Origin of the sequence: Hymenobacter sp. NBH84, assembly GCF_014217645.1 — a bacterium.
Classification (GTDB): domain Bacteria; phylum Bacteroidota; class Bacteroidia; order Cytophagales; family Hymenobacteraceae; genus Hymenobacter; species Hymenobacter profundi.
This window is the reverse complement of the sequence record NZ_CP043644.1, coordinates 1127948-1146472: the sequence shown is the minus strand read 5'-3', so window position 1 is coordinate 1146472 and position 18525 is coordinate 1127948. Positions and strand designations below refer to the sequence as shown.

The 18525-nt window shown below is 56.1% G+C and carries 18 protein-coding genes; 11 read left to right on the top strand and 7 right to left on the bottom strand.

What is annotated here, in order from left to right:
• Nucleotides 1–13 precede the first annotated feature (13 nt).
• Nucleotides 14–1609, top strand: coding sequence for a glycosyltransferase family 39 protein (locus F1C16_RS04800; protein ID WP_185283224.1), 1596 nt, complete (start codon nt 14–16; stop codon nt 1607–1609).
• 42 nt (nt 1610–1651) lie between these two features.
• Here F1C16_RS04800 and F1C16_RS04795 read toward each other — a convergent pair whose 3' ends face one another.
• A complete protein-coding gene (locus F1C16_RS04795; protein ID WP_219733404.1) occupies nt 1652–2398 on the bottom strand; it encodes a DUF92 domain-containing protein in 747 nt (248 codons plus the stop codon).
• A 77-nt stretch (nt 2399–2475) separates the two neighbouring features.
• On the opposite strand from F1C16_RS04795, the gene F1C16_RS04790 reads away from it, so the two are divergent.
• The 5 genes from F1C16_RS04790 (at nt 2476) to F1C16_RS04770 (ending at nt 5807) form a co-directional block, all read left to right on the top strand.
• The gene (locus F1C16_RS04790; protein WP_185283223.1) at nt 2476–3255 is read left to right on the top strand and encodes a prolipoprotein diacylglyceryl transferase; all 780 of its coding nucleotides are present in this window, start codon (nt 2476–2478) and stop codon (nt 3253–3255) included.
• Between the two features lie 283 nt (nt 3256–3538).
• Nucleotides 3539–3790 carry a YcxB family protein gene (locus F1C16_RS23295; RefSeq protein ID WP_185284223.1) on the top strand — a complete coding sequence of 84 codons (252 nt, stop codon included), beginning with the start codon at nt 3539–3541 and terminating at the stop codon, nt 3788–3790.
• A gap of 29 nt (nt 3791–3819) precedes the next feature.
• Nucleotides 3820–5217 carry a radical SAM protein gene (locus F1C16_RS04780; RefSeq protein WP_185283222.1) on the top strand — a complete coding sequence of 466 codons (1398 nt, stop codon included), beginning with the start codon at nt 3820–3822 and terminating at the stop codon, nt 5215–5217.
• Nucleotides 5214–5498, top strand: a complete 285-nt coding sequence (locus tag F1C16_RS04775) for a hypothetical protein (RefSeq protein WP_185283221.1) — start codon at nt 5214–5216, stop codon at nt 5496–5498. Before F1C16_RS04780 ends, F1C16_RS04775 begins: the two co-directional genes overlap by 4 nt.
• 75 nt (nt 5499–5573) lie before the next feature.
• Nucleotides 5574–5807: a hypothetical protein gene (locus F1C16_RS04770; RefSeq protein WP_185283220.1), complete on the top strand. Its 234-nt coding sequence runs from the start codon at nt 5574–5576 to the stop codon at nt 5805–5807.
• 81 nt (nt 5808–5888) lie between these two features.
• Here the strand turns inward: F1C16_RS04770 and F1C16_RS04765 are convergent, their stop codons facing one another.
• Entirely contained in the window at nt 5889–6887 is a 999-nt protein-coding gene (locus tag F1C16_RS04765) for a phosphotransferase enzyme family protein (protein WP_185283219.1), read from the bottom strand.
• A 138-nt stretch (nt 6888–7025) separates the two neighbouring features.
• On the opposite strand from F1C16_RS04765, the gene F1C16_RS04760 reads away from it, so the two are divergent.
• The 4 genes from F1C16_RS04760 to rpiA all read left to right on the top strand — a co-directional run bounded on the left by F1C16_RS04760 (nt 7026) and on the right by rpiA (nt 14426).
• A complete protein-coding gene (locus F1C16_RS04760) occupies nt 7026–10412 on the top strand; it encodes a S41 family peptidase (protein WP_185283218.1) in 3387 nt (1128 codons plus the stop codon).
• Nucleotides 10413–10583: 171 nt separating this feature from the next.
• The gene (locus F1C16_RS04755) at nt 10584–11951 is read left to right on the top strand and encodes a DUF7033 domain-containing protein (RefSeq protein WP_185283217.1); all 1368 of its coding nucleotides are present in this window, start codon (nt 10584–10586) and stop codon (nt 11949–11951) included.
• A gap of 109 nt (nt 11952–12060) precedes the next feature.
• The gene (locus tag F1C16_RS04750; RefSeq protein WP_185283216.1) at nt 12061–13530 is read left to right on the top strand and encodes a lipopolysaccharide biosynthesis protein; all 1470 of its coding nucleotides are present in this window, start codon (nt 12061–12063) and stop codon (nt 13528–13530) included.
• A 149-nt stretch (nt 13531–13679) separates the two neighbouring features.
• Entirely contained in the window at nt 13680–14426 is a 747-nt protein-coding gene (gene rpiA / locus F1C16_RS04745) for a ribose-5-phosphate isomerase RpiA (RefSeq protein WP_185283215.1), read from the top strand.
• Nucleotides 14427–14461: 35 nt separating this feature from the next.
• On the opposite strand, the gene F1C16_RS04740 is transcribed toward rpiA, so the two are convergent.
• Complete coding sequence (locus F1C16_RS04740; protein WP_185283214.1) at nt 14462–14911, bottom strand: hypothetical protein; 450 nt, start codon at nt 14909–14911, stop codon at nt 14462–14464.
• 302 nt (nt 14912–15213) lie between these two features.
• On the opposite strand from F1C16_RS04740, the gene F1C16_RS04735 reads away from it, so the two are divergent.
• Nucleotides 15214–15399 carry a hypothetical protein gene (locus tag F1C16_RS04735; RefSeq protein WP_185283213.1) on the top strand — a complete coding sequence of 62 codons (186 nt, stop codon included), beginning with the start codon at nt 15214–15216 and terminating at the stop codon, nt 15397–15399.
• On the opposite strand, the gene F1C16_RS04730 is transcribed toward F1C16_RS04735, so the two are convergent.
• From F1C16_RS04730 to F1C16_RS04715, 4 genes are all read right to left on the bottom strand, one after another.
• Nucleotides 15353–16141, bottom strand: coding sequence for an EcsC family protein (locus tag F1C16_RS04730; protein ID WP_308461648.1), 789 nt, complete (start codon nt 16139–16141; stop codon nt 15353–15355). The genes F1C16_RS04735 and F1C16_RS04730 overlap by 47 nt on opposite strands.
• 61 nt (nt 16142–16202) lie before the next feature.
• Complete coding sequence (locus tag F1C16_RS04725; protein ID WP_258049028.1) at nt 16203–17231, bottom strand: Gfo/Idh/MocA family protein; 1029 nt, start codon at nt 17229–17231, stop codon at nt 16203–16205.
• A gap of 146 nt (nt 17232–17377) precedes the next feature.
• The gene (locus F1C16_RS04720; RefSeq protein WP_185283211.1) at nt 17378–18184 is read right to left on the bottom strand and encodes a M48 family metalloprotease; all 807 of its coding nucleotides are present in this window, start codon (nt 18182–18184) and stop codon (nt 17378–17380) included.
• 113 nt (nt 18185–18297) lie between these two features.
• Entirely contained in the window at nt 18298–18483 is a 186-nt protein-coding gene (locus F1C16_RS04715; protein WP_185283210.1) for a hypothetical protein, read from the bottom strand.
• Nucleotides 18484–18525 lie beyond the last annotated feature (42 nt).

The following is an 18525-nucleotide window of genomic DNA, read 5'->3' as shown; positions in this document are numbered from 1 at the left end:
CACTGGTTCCTTTATGCCCTTGTTACTACAAAATACTATTGCTCAACGCCGTTTATACCCTTTTTTTTTTATTCTGATTTGCTTAGTAGGAGCTGCGCTCCGGTTGATTCAATTTCCTACCCTTCCACCGGGCTTCAACCAGGACGAGGCTAGCAGTGCATATGAAGCGTACTGTCTGGCTGAAACCGGCATGGACCGGTGGGGCAATACGTTACCAGTCTACTTCCCATCGTGGGGCAGTGGCCAAAACGTGCTCCTGTCGTACCTGATGGTTCCAGTGGTGAAAATATTCGGTTTGTCCATTTCTTCTGCCCGTCTGATACCAGTTGCATTGGGCATTTTCACATTACCGCTGCTAGGCTGGGGGCTACGTCCACTTGGTCGTTACCCATCACTGTTGGGTATGTTTTTGGTAGCTGTGGTCCCTTGGCATTTTATGATGTCGCGGTGGGCGCTGGAAAGTAATCTGGTGTCTTTCTTCATGCTGCTAGGCTGCGTTTTATTATCACGCGCCCTCATCACGCATAAACGCCGCTGGATTATCCCAAGTTTATTGCCGTTCGCACTGGCGTTGTACGCATATGGCACTACCATTATTGTGTTGCCCATTATGGTAATGCTAATAGGCTATTGCTACCAGCGCCATATATGGCAACACCGAAAGGCCTGGCTGCTGGCATCGGTATTTTTTGTAGTAGTCGCTTTCCCTTTTATAATTTTTATTATCGAACATCATATACTTAACCATAATATGGCATGGGCTGATTCTTTGTTTTTTTCAACGCCTCTTCCACCATTTAATCGTTTAGCGCAGATTAATCCGGAGCAACGATTGGATGTACTATATGCTAATCGCACCTTTTTTAATTCAGGATTCCAAGATGGCAGTGTATATAATCTAATGCCGAATTTCCCGTTGCTGCTGCTCTTTTCGCTGCCGATAGGACTTATCGGCATGGTAGCGGCCGTATTCGTGCTTATCCGTCAGCTACGCCGCCGGACGACTCAGCCAAGCCATATAGTTATTACCATCTTCCTTTTCTGGGCACTGGGTACTCTACCTATGATTTTTTTATTCACGTTAAATGTCAACCGCTTCAATCACTTTTACTTACCTCTAATGGTATTGATGACTTGGTTGGTTGATTTGCTTATCGAACATACAAACACTTGGGTTTCTAAACCGTTGCTGCGCACGCTAGTAGTGATGTGGCTAGTGGTAGAAAGCGGCTTTGCAGTGCGTCATTACTTTACCTCTTACCGAAGTAGTGGCATCCGTACTCATTTTTATGAAGGATTAGACCAAGCATTTAACGCTGCTAAGCAGTTGCCTGTTGCACAAGTTCAAATTACTAGTGACGTACACTATATATACGCGTTGTTTTTCACGCAATATCCACCCCGAGATTTTCAACAGCACGCACAGTATTCAATCCGTAACGATAGATATGAGGTATTTTTCTTTGGCAAGTATGTATTTGACGACGCCTATCTTATCCCTAATCAACCCCACGGCTACTTAATGCGTCGCAATGAGTTACCTGCTAACACCACTGCTCGACATGTAATATTCCGCAATGAGTTGTGGGAAGTAGGAATATCGAGATAGCACAATTAATACTATCATATTATTGCTGCTGAACTATTCAACTTATAGACCAGCATTTACTGCCCAATACCACAATCCCGCTACCAGTCCTCCCACTAGCGTATTCAAAAAGTTAACCGCATTGTTGCTCAGGCGATGCTGCCGTTCCAGAGTAGCTCCTAGCACCGAATCGGTTAGGTTGCCTACAGTGCCAGCCAGCACCAGCCAGCCAAATTCCCTACCCCAGCCGACGCTCAGGCTATACAACCCCGCGATGAGGACGCTACCCGCCACGCCGCACAGCGTGCCTTCCAGACTAATTACGCCGTTCAGACCGCGCGTATCGGGCCGTAGCGTGAGGACGTTGTAGTAGCGCCTACCGTAGACGTTGCCTAGCTCTGAGGCCAGGGTGTCGGCAGTAGCGGCGGCGAAGCTTCCTGCTAGCAGCAGCTGAAATAGGGCAGCCTGGGCAGGTAGCAGCCAGCCGCACAAGCCGGCCAGAGCGGCCACGCCAGCATTGGCAACCACCTGGCCCGCCGTGCGCCGGCCTTTGTTTTCTTCTGCTAGCCCCAGCCGGCGCTTTTCTGCTAGGTGCCAGCCCGAAGCCGCAGAGCCCAGCAGGAAAAACGCGGCCAGCATACTCAACCCGCCAAAGCCGCCGCCCAGATAAATGAGGGCGCCCAACAGCCCGCCTGTGAGGGCACCGCCGGGGGTCAGCTTGCTGGCCCGCACACTGTAGAGCATGCCCGCGCCAAGCAAGAACAAAACGATACCAAGCCGTAGCAGCATCATCACGGGGGTAGGAAGCACAAGCCGCGTGAGCTGCCGCGCAATGGATTTTGGGAAGAATCAGCAATATTAGCCAATAGGCCGAAAAGTAACCTTCCATGACCTACCCCCTTCGTTTGGCGCTTGGCCCGGTTATACTGCCAGTACACTTGCTGCTGGAAATGCTGGCCTATACCATCGGCTACCGGCTCTATCAGCATCTACGCGCCCGTTTCCATGACCGTATCTCCGACGAGCACCGCCTCTGGATTTTCGTGGGCTGCGCGGCCGGGGCGCTGCTGGGCTCGCGGGTGCTGGGGCTGCTGGAGCACCCCGCACTGCTGCTGCATCCGCCCGGCGGCTGGCCCTACTACCTCACCAACAAAACCATTGTGGGCGGCTTGCTCGGCGGCCTCGTTGGCGTAGAACTCACCAAAAAGCGCCTGGGCGTCACTGCCTCCAGCGGCGACCTAATGGTGTTTCCCATCCTGCTGGCCATGTGCATCGGGCGGCTCGGTTGCCACTTTTCGGGCCTCGAAGACGGCACCTTCGGCACGGCTACCTCTCTACCCTGGGGCACCAACTTCGGCGACGGGGTAGCGCGCCACCCCACCAACCTCTACGAAATCACTTGGCTCCTGCTGCTGGGCGCGGCCCTGTGGCTCACCGAGCGCCGCCAGCCGCTGCCGGATGGCTGGCGGTTCCGGTGGTTTATGGTCGGGTATTTGGCGTTTCGGCTGCTGGTAGAGTTCATCAAGCCTACCCCCGCACCGAGTGGCTGGGGCCTTACGGCCATTCAGTGGGCTTGTGTGATGGGGTTGGGATATTATATTTGGTTGTGGTATTACTCAAGCAAACAAAACAAAATACGTAACAACTTTATTATTCATGGAAATTAAATACACTTTAAACTCAGAGGATTATCTAAATCACCAGCTCTATTTAGCGAGTCAATCAAGTAGAATTAATACAAACAGGAAAAAGAGTTGGCTGATTACGACTTTAGCTTTTACTTTCTTAGCCGTCCTATTCTATCAACAACACATGTTTGTATTGATGTACTATTTTTTATTTTTTACAATTATAAGTGGCTTATTCTTTCCGTATTATACTCGTAAACGCTATAAAAAGCATTACAAGAATTTTATAAAATAAAACTATAAAACGCGGTTTAACGAAGAAATTTATATTAATATAAAAGAAGATGAGTTATTAACAAAAGATAGGATTTCAGAGGGTCGCATGAGCTTATCTGAGTTATCTGAAATAGTTGAAGCACCAACTGCATTCTATTTAAAAACTTCAATTGCACACTCATTAATTATACCTAAAAGTGCGCTAAATCAACCATATGAATTAAAAAAACAGTTAACCAGTATAGCTAACAAATTTCAAATACCTTATAGCAACGCTAAAAATTGGCATTGGAAATAATCTATTTTCAATCTATAATTAATTTCTTCATGCCCGAACGCCCCTATACCTACTACGACTTCACCCTAAGCCTGTGCCCACATTGCCTGCGTCGGGTAGAGGCTAAGATTGTTTTTGAAGACGGCGGCGTGTACATGCTCAAGCGCTGCCCGGAGCACGGCCGGCAACGGGTGCTCATTGCCACCGATATTGAGTACTACAAGAGCATCCGCAACTATGTGAAGCCCAGCGAAACGCCACGCCGCTTCAACACCGCTACCCACTACGGTTGCCCCTACGACTGCGGCCTCTGCGCCGACCACGAGCAACACAGTTGCCTCACCGTTATTGAGATTACCGACCGCTGCAACCTGACGTGCCCTACCTGCTACGCCGAGAGCAGCCCTACCCACGGCCGGCACCGCACCCTGAAAGAGGTGGAGGCGATGGTAGATACGCTGGTAGAAAATGAAGGCGAGCCCGACGTGGTGCAGATTTCGGGCGGCGAGCCTACCCTGCACCCGCAGTTCTGGGAGATTCTGGACATGTGCAAGCGCAAGCCCATCAAGCACCTGATGGTGAACACCAACGGCGTGCGCCTGGCCAAAGACCCCGCCTTTGTGGCCCGGCTGGCTACCTACGAGGGCGCGTTTGAGGTGTATTTGCAGTTCGACTCGTTCCGGAAGGAGGTGCTGGAAACCATGCGCGGGCGCGACCTGCGCGAAGTGCGCCTGCAAGCCCTGGAAAACCTGAACCGCCACAACCTCAGCACTACCCTGGTCGTGACCCTGCAAAAGGGCCTCAACGACAACGAAATGGGCGAAATCATCGATTTTGCCTTGCAGCAGCGGTGCGTGCGCGGCGTCACGTTTCAGCCTACCCAGGCCGCTGGCCGCCTCCAGAATTTTGACCCCGCCACCGACCGCCTCACGCTCACCGAAACCCGCCAGGGCGTTATCGACCAGAGCCTATTTACGGCCGAAGATCTGCTGCCGGTGCCCTGCAACCCCGACGCGCTGGTGATGGGCTATGCCCTGAAGCTCGGCGGCGAGGTATTTCCGCTCACACGCTACGTGCAACCCGCCGAGCTGCTGCAAAGCGGCGGCAACACCATTGTATATGAGCACGATCCGCGCCTGCGTCAGCACCTGCTCAAGCTGTTCAGCACGGCTAATACGGTGGATACCATCACGCCCGAGCTAAACCAGCTGTTGTGCTGTTTGCCTACCATTCAGGCGCCCAACCTGAAGTATGAGAACCTTTTCCGGGTGATTATCCTGCAATTCATGGATGCCTGGAATTTCGACGTGCGCGCCATCAAGAAATCCTGCGTGCACATTGTGAGTAAGGATTTAAAAATCATTCCGTTCGAGACGATGAACATGCTCTACCGCGATGAGGAGAAACTAGCACGCCTGCAAGTGCTGCGCGATATTCCGGTGCTATGAACAACGAGCCCGAGAAGCCCAAAAGTCCTGTTGGCCGCATTCTGTTGCTGAATTTGGGACTAGTGTTGCTATTGCACGTTGGGCGGGAAATGCTGGCACCTCAGGAGGGTGTTTTCCCTCTGCTTTTTTGTCTGGCATTTGTGGATTTTTTAGGCGCGCTCTTCATTATAACACAGGGTGGTTCCGGCCGAAAAGTGGCCACATTTCTAATTGCGGCCCTGCTTGTATTTATTGTGGGATTCAGCGACTGTGCCAGTCACTTTCACCTCGACACCCGCTGATTAGTACTTGCCGTGAAATCTGAGAGGACTCCCCCCAAACCTGGTCATACTCTGCGCAACAACCTGCTGATACTGTTGGCAACCGCCACAGTGGCGGCTGTGCTAACTGGCCTGTTTCCGGAGCAGTCTATCTATACGATCTTGTTTGCCTATGGGTATGTGCTACAGGCGCTCGTAAATATTCTGATCGGAGTTGGGTATCTCGTGCAGCCTGCGCAGGGTAGCGCGGCACCGTATTTTCTGAGCGCCTTGTTGGTGCTGCTAATTGGGTTTGGCGCGTGCGCTGGCATCGTTACGATGGTACTTTGAGGTAGGGCTGCGTAAGCTCAAGGGCACACTAGAGAGACAAACAGATGCGACATAGCTACTATGGAGGCACAGGCTACAGTGCTACCCCACGCCATACCACTCCACCCACTGCTTAATCAGGGCTACGCGCTCTTGAATGTATCGAGGGGTGAAAAAGAAATTCGACCAGTCGTCGAAGTTTTCGGCGGCGAAACCCAGGTAGAAGGTCCAGAACATGACGCCGAGGTAGGGAATGGCCGCCAGCTCCGCCTCGGAGAGCGGGCGCACCTCGCGGTAGCCAGCCAGAAATACCGCAAACGCCCGCTCCGCTTCGGCAGGTGGCACCCCTTTATAGTATCGGTCTAGAAAGAAATGCACGAAAAAGCTCATCACGTCATTCACCAGATAGCCTTGCCCGGCGAAGTCAAAGTCGAAAAACGTGAGGGCATCCTGGGCATCGAAGTGAAAATTTTTGGGTAGGAAATCGTATTGGCAATAGCCGTAGCCGAAGGCACCAAGGTCGAATTCGGCGAGTTTTCTTTCCACGGCAGCCGCCAGTTCGCGGAGGTAGGTTAGGCCTTCGGGGTAGGCTTGAAACGATGGTTCCAGCACCTGCAAAGGCCCGGTGAGCGTAGTGGCTACGTTGTAGATGGGCCGCGGGTAGGGCAGTTGCAGGCCAGCCGTGCAGTTGTGCACACGCGCCATTTCGCGGCCCACCGTGCGTAGCTGCGCGTCGCTTAGGGTGTACACGCTGTTACCTTCGGCGTAGGCAAACAGCACGCCGTGGCGGGAACCCTCGGCCGCTGCAAAGTGCTGCACGTACTCCCCCGCTGCATCGGCCAGGGGTGCGGCTACACGGGCTCCGTTGTCGCATAACAACGTCAGCAAGGCCACTTCTCCCCGAATCTCGTCCAGGGAACGGTGCGCCTCACGATAGATTTTCAGGATGTATTTCGCGGCGGAGCCCTCCAGCACGTACGTGTCACTGACGCCTCGCAGCAGGTACCGGCACGTCAGGCCCGTGAAACCATACGCCTGCTCGATGTACAGGCGCAGGGCCGCGGCAGACAGGGTAGAATACTGGGTAGGGAAAAGGCTCATAGACGGTGATTTGCACGAAATACAGCCGTAAAAATGCAGTATCTGATCAACCAATAGTCGGCACGCAGCAAAAAAAAGCAGCCCTCCCCCTTTTACTTGCGTCGGTGATGCGTAGTTTGCCTTCTTAGCTGCTCTCCTATGACACCACACCTACGTTCTCGTTTGGGCCTGGCTGCGGCCGTTTTCCTACTTCCTACCCTACCCTTGCTGGCCCAAGCTCCGGCCGCGCAATCGGCTTACGCTGAGCCGGCTGTATCGCCAGACCGCCGGGAACTGGCCTTCGTATCGGGTGGTGACATCTGGACGGTGCCGGTGGCGGGCGGCGAAGCCCACCTGCTGGTGGCCCACCCAGCCACCGAGGGACGGCCGCTCTACTCGCCCGACGGCACCCAGCTGGCCTTCACCTCCACCCGCACCGGCAACGGCGACGTGTACGTGCTCACGCTGGCAACCGGCGCGCTCCGCCGCCTGACGTTCGACGACGCCCCGGAACAGCTCGACGCGTGGACTGCCGATGGTAAGTGGCTCTACTTCTCGTCCACCAGCCACGACATTGCCTCCATGAACGACATTTACCGGGTGCGCCTCACTGGCGGCACGCCCATGCCGGTAAGTGCCGACCACTACGCCAACGAGTTTTTCGCGGCTCCCTCTCCCAATGGCCAAACGCTGGCCTTTGCGGCCCGCGGCGTGGCCGACCGCCAGTGGTGGCGCCACGGTCACAGCCACTTAGACGAGGCCGAAATCTGGCTGCGGCGCGAGCAAAACGGCACCCCTACCTATACGGCCCTCACCCACGGCGGCGCCAAGGATTTGTGGCCGATGTGGGCAGCCGGCGGGCAGCAGTTGTTCTTCGTATCGGACCGCAACGGAGCCGAAAACATCTGGCGGATGGAAGCCAACGGTAACAATCCGCAACCTGTCACCAGCTTCAAGGACGGACGGGTGCTGTGGCCGACTATTTCCGCTGATGGTCAACTGATTGTATTTGAGCGCGACTTTAAAATCTGGTCGATGGACACCCGCAACGGGCAGGTGCACGAGGTAAATATTCGACGGCGGGGGGCGCCAGCGGGCAACGTGGTGGAGCGCCAGCGCTTCACGGACCGTTTGCAGGAGCTGTCCCTCTCGCCCGATGGTAAAAAGGTAGCGTTTATCATTCACGGTGAAATCTTTGCCGCATCAGCGGCCGAAGGGGGTGAAGCCGTGCGCATCACCACCACACCCGGTGCCGAGTCGGACGTGTCGTGGCTGCCCGATAGCCGCGGATTGGTGTATGTAGGCGAGCGAAACGGCGCAGCCCATGTGTACCGCTACGATATTGGGACCGGCCAGGAAACGGCCCTTACCAGCGGCACCGCCAACGATGCCGCTCCACGTCTCTCGCCCGATGGTCGCCAGTTGGCTTACGAGCACGACGCCAAGGAATTGCGCGTGCTGGACCTCACCACGAAGAAGGAAAAGGTGGTAGCCTCGGCCAGTTTCGACCGGCCACCGCTGCACGCCGACCGGTCGTTTACCTGGTCGCCAGATGGCAAGTGGCTGGCCTTCATGCCGAACCGGGGTAGGCGCTTCACCAACGTATCGGTGGTGCCGGGGACGGGTGGCGAGGCCCGGCCGGTGAGCTTTGTGGCGAATGCCAACAGCACGGCCGTATCGTGGAGCCCCGATGGCAAGTATATTCTCTTCGACACCGGCCAGCGCACCGAAGACGCGCAGATTGCCCGCATCGACCTGCAACTGCGCACCCCACGCTTCCGCGAGGACCAGTTCCGCGACCTGTTCCGCGACCCGGCCCCCTCCGTGCCTACCCCCGCCGACAAGAATACGGCCCCTACCCTGAAGCCCGCGACGCCCGCTGGTCCAGACAAGGCCACCACGGCCGCCCTCCTCGACTCGACGGGCACCAAGGGCAAAGCCAAAACCAGCCCGCTGAAAGGCCCCGTCAATATCAACTTCACTGACATTCGTCGGCGCTTGAGTTTGCTCCCAATTGGCTTGAACGTAGGCGCCCACCGCATCAGCCCCGATGGTAAGTGGCTGGTGGTCACGGGCTACGCAGCCAACCAATCCAACCTCTACCTATACTCGCTGGATGAACTGGGTAAGGAAGGCAGCGTGGCCCGCCAACTCACGTCCACTACGGGCAGCAAGCGCGAGGCGCAGTTTTCGCCTGATAGCAAGAAAATCTACTACCTCGATCAAGGTAAAATTCAGGTGGTGCCTGTGGAGGCTGGAGGCAAAGCGCAGCCCCTGGCCGTATCGGCCGAGATGGAGGTAGATTTTGACCAAGAGAAACTGGCCGTGTTCGATCAGGCGTGGAGCTATCTGCACGACCACTTCGCCGATGCCAAGTTCAACGGCGTGGACTGGACCGCCGAGCGCGCCCGCTACGCCCCCCTCATTGCTGGCGCCGAAACGCCTGATGAAGCCCGCCGCCTCACCAATCTGATGATTGGCGAACTAAATGCCTCGCACCTGGGCCTGAACCCTGGCAACTCGGGCAGTGGGGGCATTGCTCCCTCCACCGGCCGGCTGGGTCTGCGCTTCGATGCGGCTGAGTATGAGCAGCATGGCCGCCTGCGCGTGACGGAAGTCCTACCCCTCAGTGCGGGTGCTCTGGCCGGCATCCGCCCCGGCGAGGTGCTAGAAGCCGTTGACGGCGTGCCAATTACTCCTACTACCAACCTGGAAGACCTACTGCAATACAAAGTCAACCGCCGCGTAACACTGCGCCTGGCGGGTACCGTGGCCCCTACCCCGGCCGTGACAACCAAGCGGGGCAAGAAGCAAAAAGCAACCGTTGCGCCAGCTGCTAGGGCTACCCGCGAGGTGGTAGTGCGCCCCCTCAGCCGTGACACCGAGAAGGGTCTTGCTTACCGGCAATGGGTGGAGGAACGCCGCGCTTACGTGGATAAAGTCAGCGGCGGGCGGCTGGGCTACGTGCACATGTACGATATGTCGGCTAACTCGCTGGCCCAGCTTTACCTCGACCTCGACACCGAAAACCTGGGCCGCGACGGCGTGGTGGTAGACGTGCGCAACAACAACGGCGGCTTCGTGAACGTGTACGCCATCGACGTGCTCGCGCGCCGCAGCTACCTCACCATGACGCGCCGCGACCAGGATGGCCCCATGCCCGCCCGCGCCTCCCTGGGTCAGCGAACCGTAGAACGGCCTACCATCCTGGTTACCAACCAACATTCGTTGTCTGATGCCGAGGACTTTACGGAAGGCTACCGTGCTCTGAAGCTGGGCAAGGTGGTAGGCGAGCCCACCGGCGGCTGGATTATCTTCACCTACAACGTGTCACTGCTCGACGGCTCTAGCCTGCGCCTACCCAACACCACCATTCGCGCCGCCCGCGACGGCCAGATCATGGAAATGAATCCGCGACCCGTGGATGTGGCCGTGAAGCGCCCCATCGGTGAGAGCTACACCGGTCGCGACGTGCAGTTGGATACGGCTGTGAAGGAGTTGTTGGAGCAGCTAGGCAGCAAAACAGGTAGCACGGGTGGACAATAGATAATGTCATTCAGCCCATTGTACCTGTCATCCTGAGCTTGCGAAGGACCTTCTCACGGCAGAACGAGTCGTTGGTACGCCAGTCGTTCACGCGTGAAAAGATCCTTCGCAAGCTCAGGATGACAGGTACAATGGGCTGAATGACAGCCGCATTTACAATACATTTGCTTGATGCCTATCGTCCCCACACGGCCGCTTCCCAACGCCACTTTCGTTTCCCAAACAGCGCGGGTGACTTATGTACTGCGGCATCTGCGCATGGCCTACCCCACGCTACCGCACATCAGCATTGGCTACGAAGACACTCAACCTCAACTAACTGTAACGGAGGCCTCCAATAGCTTCTTCGAGCACCAACAGCCCTACCCTACCGCCCCCAATTACCGCAAGTGGTTAGGCCGCAAGATTCCCTTTTTCTTCGACCCAAACCCCGAAAAACCGCTATTGGAGCTGCTACCCGATGGCTGCGCCATCATCTATGCAGATATTATTTCGGCGGCGTTCTACCTACTCAGCGGTTGGCAGGAATACCACTCCGAGGAGCGCGACCAGCATGGCCGTTTTCCCTACGCGGCCAGCGTGCAGAAGCAGTATGATTTCGTGACGGTGCCGGTAGTGAACTACTACTTCGACGTGCTAAAAACGGCCGTGGAGCACGCAACCGGCCAGTCCCTACCCCCGCGCCGCTGGGCTAATAATGCACCCTTCGCCGCCTGCATCACTCATGACGTTGATAACCTCTACAGCGCCTGGAAAGCGCCCGCCAAAGCCGCCTGGCAACGCCGCGACTGGCTGGGTTTTGGGCGGCAGCTGTGGCGGCATTTCACCCGCAAAGATGCCTGGGACAATTTAGAAGAAGTACAAAAGGCCGTGGCGGCATATGGGGCCAAAAGCACGTTTTTTTTTCTCACCGAACACCGCGAAGCGGCTGATGGCACGCCCAATGCTGATTATAGCATTCAGCGGCATCTACCTCAGTTGCAACGGCTAGCTGCAACAGGTGCCGAAATACAATTGCACGGCAGTATTGGCACCAGTACTGATGCGCGTCGGGTGATGGAGGAAACATCGGTGCTGCCTATTAACCGGGCATTTCCTGCCATTCGCTTCCACTATTTGAGTTGGGAACCGCGCATGACACCCGCTTTGCTGGAGGATGTCGTGTTTGAGTATGATTCGACCTTGGGTTTTGCCGAGCATTTCGGCTTTCGTAATTCGTGTTGCCTACCCTTTCATCCGTTCAATTTTCAGTCCAGTGAAACCTCTCGCTTCCTCGAAATCCCCCTCAACGTGATGGACACCACGCTCCATCACCCGCGCTACCTCCAACTGTCCCCCGACGAAGTATTACCCGCGCTGATTCCGATGCTTCTGGAAATAGAACTGTTTGGCGGGGTGTGCACGGTGCTCTGGCACAACCAAAACTTCGACCCGGCCAACACGCACAATGGCCCGCGCCAGTTCCACGAGTTGATGCGCTACCTTCGCAGCCGGGGCGCCGCCTTCCTGACGGGCACGGAGGTGAATACAGCCATGTAGGGGCGCCTTGCAGGCGCCCGCCGCTGCATGTCTGCGCCTACCGTATCAACCACACATCAGCAACGAGAGGCGCCTTGTAGGCGCCCCTACATTTCACCATTTCACCGCTTTGGGTATCGTTCGGCGGCAGGGGCTGCGTAATACTATCATTTCCTACTTCGGGCTAGGGCTGGGGTTCGTGAACACCACGTTTCTGCTGCCACGGTTTCTGGAGCCGGGGCAGTTGGGCCTCACGCAGGTACTGGTGAGCATCGCCACCATTTACGCCCAGCTCTCGGCCTTCGGATTTGCCAGTGCGGGCATCCGGTTCTTCCCCTATTTCCGAGATGCCGAGCGGCGCCACCACGGCTTTCTACCGTTGCTGCTGGGTGTACCGTTGCTGGGCTTTGGGGTGATGACGGCGTTGTTTTTTCTCGGCAAGCCGCTGCTGCTCAGCCTCTACACCGAACGAGCCGCCATAGCCACTTACTACCCCTGGATAGCCGTACTAGCCCTCTTCACGCTGCTCTATTCCTTGCAGGACGCCTACCTGAAAGGACTGTACCATACAGCGTTTTCGTCGTTTTTGCAGGAGGTGCTGCTGCGCGTGCTAATTGCGGGCGTAGCCTTGCTGTTTGGGTTGGGCTACCTTTCCTTTCCGCAGTTTGTACTGGCTTATCTGGGGGTGAATAGCGGACTTACGCTGCTACTAACGGCCTACCTTGCCTATATTGGGGAGCTGCATTTGCAGCCTACGCGGGAGGTACTGCACGTGCGGCCAGTGCGCGAGCTGTTGGGTTTTGGGGCGTTTGCGCTGCTCTCGAATATTTCTGGCACCGTTATCACCACCATTGATGCGCTAATGCTGGGCTCCAAGGAAAGTTTGGCAGCGGCAGGCATTTACGCCATTGCCAGCAACATCAGCATTGCGTTGGTTATTCCTTCGCGGGCGCTCAACAAGATTGCGTTTCCCCTGCTGGCCGATTACTGGAAAGACGAGGACCTACCGCGCATGGCGGCCTTCTACCGCAACACCACGCGCTTGCTCACGGTGCTGGGCTGCTGGTTGGCGTTGGGCATCGGCCTGAACTTGGACTTTATTTACCACTTGATCCACCGGCCAGCCTACGCAGCGGGCACGGTAGCGGTGCTCCTACTCTTGGGAGGTCGACTATTAGACAGTATCACGGGCCTCAATGGACTAATTGTCGTCACCTCCCCGCGCTACCGTTATGATTTGATTTTCAACGCGTCGCTGGCACTCGCCACTGTGGGGTTGAACCTGTTGCTAATTCCTCGCTTCGGGCTGACAGGCGCGGCAATGGCGGCCCTACTTTCCTTGGCGAGTATCAACCTGGCGCGCACATGGTTTGTGTGGCATAGCTACCGTATGCAACCATTTACATGGCGAATTGCTGGGGTTCTCGTGGTTGCGGTAACAGCTGGCGCAGCGGCGTGGGCGGTGCCTTTCGTGCATTCCTACCTCCTCACGATGCTCTTGCGCTCTGCGGTGCTCACGGGGCTGTATGGGGGCTTGTTATTGGCACTGGGCTTGGTGCCGGAGGCCGGGCCGTGGCTACGCAAGCTGCGCGGCCGCTGAGTTTTGCGGTGTTCAGCCGCTCTTTCATTCCTATTTTATCTGGAATGCGATGCTTCGCTTCTTCTGAAATACTACTCTTCTACTCTGTCATTTCTTAATCGGATAGGCACTCATTACCTTCGCCCTACCCTTTCATCTCATCAACCGCCATGTCTACTACGCCTACCCTGCAAGAACTGGAAAAACAAGCCGCCGCTACTGCTGCCCTCCGTTGGGTGCGCGACGGCATGCTGGTAGGCCTGGGCACAGGTAGCACGGCGGCGCCTTTCATTCGGGCACTGGGTGAGGCAATGCGCACCGGCCAGTTGCGCGTGCAGGCCACAGCTACCTCCGAAGCCAGCGCGGCCCTGGCCCGCGAAGTAGGCATTCCGCTGGTGCCGCCCCAACGCGGCATGCGCTTCGACCTGACAGTGGATGGGGCCGATGAACTGGACCCACAGTTGCGCCTGATTAAAGGCGGCGGCGGGGCTCTGCTCCGCGAGAAAGTATTGGCTACGGCCTCCAACTACCTCCTGATCGTAGCCGATTCGTCGAAAGCGGTGTCGCAGTTGGGCAAGTTTCCGCTTCCCTTGGAAGTGGTGCCGTTTGCCCTACCCTGGGTGATGGATGCCGTGGCGGAGCTAGGTGCCAACCCTGTGGTGCGCGTCAGTAAAACCGACACCACGCAACACGTGCTTTCCGACCAGGGCAACTTGTTGGTAGACTGCCACTTTAATCAGATCAGCGACCCACAACAGCTCGCCACGCAACTCAAGACTATTCCTGGCCTGGTAGAACACGGGCTGTTTTTGGGTCTGGCCAACGCCGCCCTGGTAGCCTGCGGCGAGCAAGTGCAGGTACTGCATGCCGGTGCAACGCCGGTGCCCGTAGCATCTTTCACCGACTTTCCGGGGTAGCAGGAAAACGGATAGTAAGAAGTTGCCGCGTCTTATTATACAGCTACCCCCGAGAGTGCAGATGCAGAAAGCGACCCAGGAGAGCGAAACTTTACCTCTCGCAGCCAGGCATACGCCGACTCTACATCATCGAACGTGACCACCACAGGGCCATCTATCTGATACATAGCAACGTTAGTCCAGAACTGCGTTTCTATGTTGGGCGAGTACGTCCAGGCAAGGTATTCGATGGTGGACAGCTTTATGCGTGGTAGGCACTCCGTTGCCAACCACGAGGCCACTTCCGGCGACAGGCTGGTAACGCTGGTATTATCATTGAGCACGCGCACGTAGTTTTTCCGCAGAAAGCACCGTGCCACGGCTATGCAGCCCTCCTGAACCGATTTTCGGGTCAGGTCGCCTTGCCAATCCAAGTACAACCAATCATTCTTCACATCGTGGAAAACAGAAAGGGCTGATGTAGTAGCGAGTAACTGTAGATGCATAGGGTGGATGTAGGGTGAGAAAAGTAGCGGAGAGCAGTAAACACGTTTAGAATAATTTGATTATCGCCTCTTTTCAGGATCAGAGCAAAAGGCAGGCCTTTAATACAAGTTTTGTTTCGCGCTTGCGTGCAATAAAGCAATATAACAGTAGAATAAAACAAGTAATAGGCAGAATTTACCCGCAGATGCAGCCTTTTACTTTTTTGTTCCATTCTAATGCAGAAGACAAAATTTTATACCACTAGTAAATCCACCTATAACTTCTACTTCGTAGGTATAGGCCTCATAAAAAAAGCACTCTCGTGGCCCAGTCCAAACCAGCCGTAGAAAATCTGTTCCAAAATGAAATTTATTTAGAGGCCATCCTGCGCCAGCAGGCGCAGCAGATGGTAGGGCGCCCTGGCTGGCCTGATACAGTGGCCGCCATTTATCAGTGCTTACTCAATCAGATTGAAGCCGATGTATCGGCTGGCCCTTGCCCGCGCTAGTCAGCGGCTGGCTCTCTAGCTCCTTCAACCAACGCAGGCGGTAGCAGTTACGAGCCGTGCTCCCCAGCTGTTCTAAGAGTTTATAGTTAGCAACTGCGCCCACCGCAGCCCCTACCACCGGAAGCAGCTGTGCCAGCTTGGCCAAATCAATATAATCCCGGTACTCCTGCTGAAACGTACGCCAATCGAACTCAGCCGCTGTAGGTGGTAGCGTTTTCGCATACGCATCCCAATCGGCCAGCCGGCGATACACTGCGTTGCGCGTATGCTGACTGGAAAACGTGAGCTGAAAGATATGGAGTAGGTAGAGTCGCTCGGGGTACGCACGTACATCGTGCCCGTAGAATGCTGCTATATCGAACAACAGCTTCAGCTTAATCCCCAACAGCAACGGAAAATCGGCTAGCCCAAGCAAAAATCCGCCGGCGCCCGTGGCAGCGCCTTCCACGGTAGCCGCGTGGCGATAATGCCGAATGCGCTTATCTACCACCGTTTCCCGCTCCTGCAAAGAGGCCGCCAGCAAGGGCCGACGCGTGATGTAGGTAGAGCCCGCCAACACGCCGCGCACCATGTGCTTGATGGTGGCTGTCACAGCCTGATGCACGCGCTCGGGCAACAGGCCATTCAGCCGGGTTTGTACACGGTGCGTTAGTCGGTTCAGCCAGGAGGGCGGCCGTTGCATCCGTTTCTGCCACGCTTGCAGCTCGGCGTAGACTTGCTGTTCGTAGGGCGTTATCGTCATATAGCCGTCCGTTGGGTTCTCTGGCTATATACGGACGCGGACCTGCGCGGGCCGTGGCGCTCTACCCTCGCAACTGGTAGATGCGCTCTATTATCTCCACTACTTTTACGCCATCCGAGGCGTTTGTCACCACATCGGCGGGATGCTTTACTGCCTGCACGATGTCGTCAATTACTTGCACGTGGTTAGCGGCGCTACCCTGGTAGGTGCCGTAGTGGTTGGCTGGATTAGTAGGCGGCAATGGGGGCAACTCATAATTGCGCAGGTGACAGGCAGCCACCTGATCCAGATACTGGCCACCCAGGCGTACGCTACCGTGCTCGGCTACCACGGTCAGGGAGCTTTCCAGGTTCTGGTCCCACACGGCCGTGCTGTATTGCAAAGTGCCCGCGCCACCGCGCACCAAGTCAAACGTCACCAGCCCCGAGTCTTCGAACTCTGTGAGCGTTTGATGGTTGAAATCGTGAAAGCGGGCCGCGATGTTGGTGATGTCGCCGAACACCCAATAGAGCAAGTCTACGAAGTGGCTGAACTGCGTGAACAGCGTGCCGCCATCCTGCGCCTGCGTGCCGCGCCAGCTGCTAGGCTGGTAATAGCGGGCGTCGCGGTTCCAGAAGCAGTTGATCTGCACGAGGTATATCTGCCCAAGGCGACCTTCCTCGTAGATCTGTTTCAGCCAGCGGGCAGGGGGCGAGTAGCGGTTCTGCATCACCCCAAAAGCCAACCGGCCTACCCGAGTGGCGGCATCTACCACTGCCTGGGCATCGACGGCGTGCAGAGCCAGGGGCTTTTCTACCACCACGTGCAAACCGTGCTGCAAACCAGCCAGCGCCTGCGGTGCGTGCAGGTGATTAGGCGTAGCTATGGTCAGCACATCGGCAGCGGGGCCGACCGCCAGGTAGGCATCCAGCGACGCGAAAAACGGTACGTCGGGAAACTCAGCCGCTATCGAGGCCGACAAGGCCGGATCGATATCGATGAGGGCAACCAATTGCGCACCGGTCTGTCGGGCAACCAGCGCCGCATGGCGGCGGCCGATGTGCCCCACTCCACAAACAGCGAAACGGACGGCGGCAAGAGATTCAGCCAACGGGGTTTGGGAAAGAAGCGAAAGAGCCGCAAGCTGCAAAAAAACGTGGGGTTTTGCACGCTCGGCCCTACCCCACATTTTTGCGGCTACCCTGTTGACAAATGTCTACTACCCATAGAATGAATGACCGCAAACTGAGCAGCTGCTTACAGTAGCTTCTGCAATTCTAGGAAGTTGCTGTTGCTCACGGTTTTGCCTGTGCAACCAAGCTGCTGGGCGCTTTTCTGAATGTTGGTGACGCGTGAGCCGGGGTTGGGGTGAGTGCTCAAAAACTCGGGCGTGCTGCTGCCGCCTTGCTTTTCGGCTTTAATGAAAAAGCCCGCCGCACCATCGCAGGAGTAATAACGCGTGCCGTTGAGATAGATAGTGGAATACTTATCCGCTTCCGTCTCGAAGCCCCGGCTGAAGCGCAGCTGGCCTAGCCCGGCGGCAATCTGCGCCAGCTGCCCCGGATTCTTACCTAGCAAAATATTAGACAGTAAGCTGATACCGAACTGCTGCTGCAATTGCTGAATGCTGTGGCGCCGGTCGGCGTGCGCAATTTCGTGGCCCAGCACGCCCGCCAGCTGATTTTCGTTGTCAAGGAATTTAATAAGCCCCGAAAACACGTAGATGTGGCCGCCAGGCGTGGCAAAGGCATTCTGCGTGGCGTCGTCCTTGATAATTTGCACATCCCACGGGAACTGCTTGCGGTACTTGAGGTTGCCATTATCGAGCACGCGATTCACAACGCCATCCAGCAATTGATAGGCGCGTTTGTTTTTGCTGCGCTCCAGCAGTTGGCCCTTGGCGCGGTAAGTGGAGTCGGTTTGCTGAGCTACCTGGGCGCCTAGTGCAATATCTTGCTGAACAGGCAGCAAAATAAAACCCTGTTTGGGCTGATTGACGGCAGCAACTGCTACCGCCGAAACGATGGAGAGAGGCAACCAGAGCTTAAGGAAAGAACGGCGCATTGCGAAAAAGAAAAGAGGACTAAAGAGAGGTGAGTAGTACGAAGCAAAGAAAAAATGGTGCCAGCTCCACTCACTACGCTTCTCTCTTATTCTGCTTCACTTATGTTCACTTCTCAAATCAACAGTGCCCAATACCCCAAGTAAATGATCGGCAGCAGACTACCCCAAAAAGCCACTACTCCCCAGGCCGTTAGCGGCTTCCCGGCTAACCGACGACGTACCAAGGCTACTAGCCACCCGCAAAAAGGCAGCACCCAAAGCACGAGCAACAGCATCATAAATGGTATGAGCAAGGCCATACTACAGTGAGGTGTTGCGTTCCAAACAGGCATTGCGTGTTG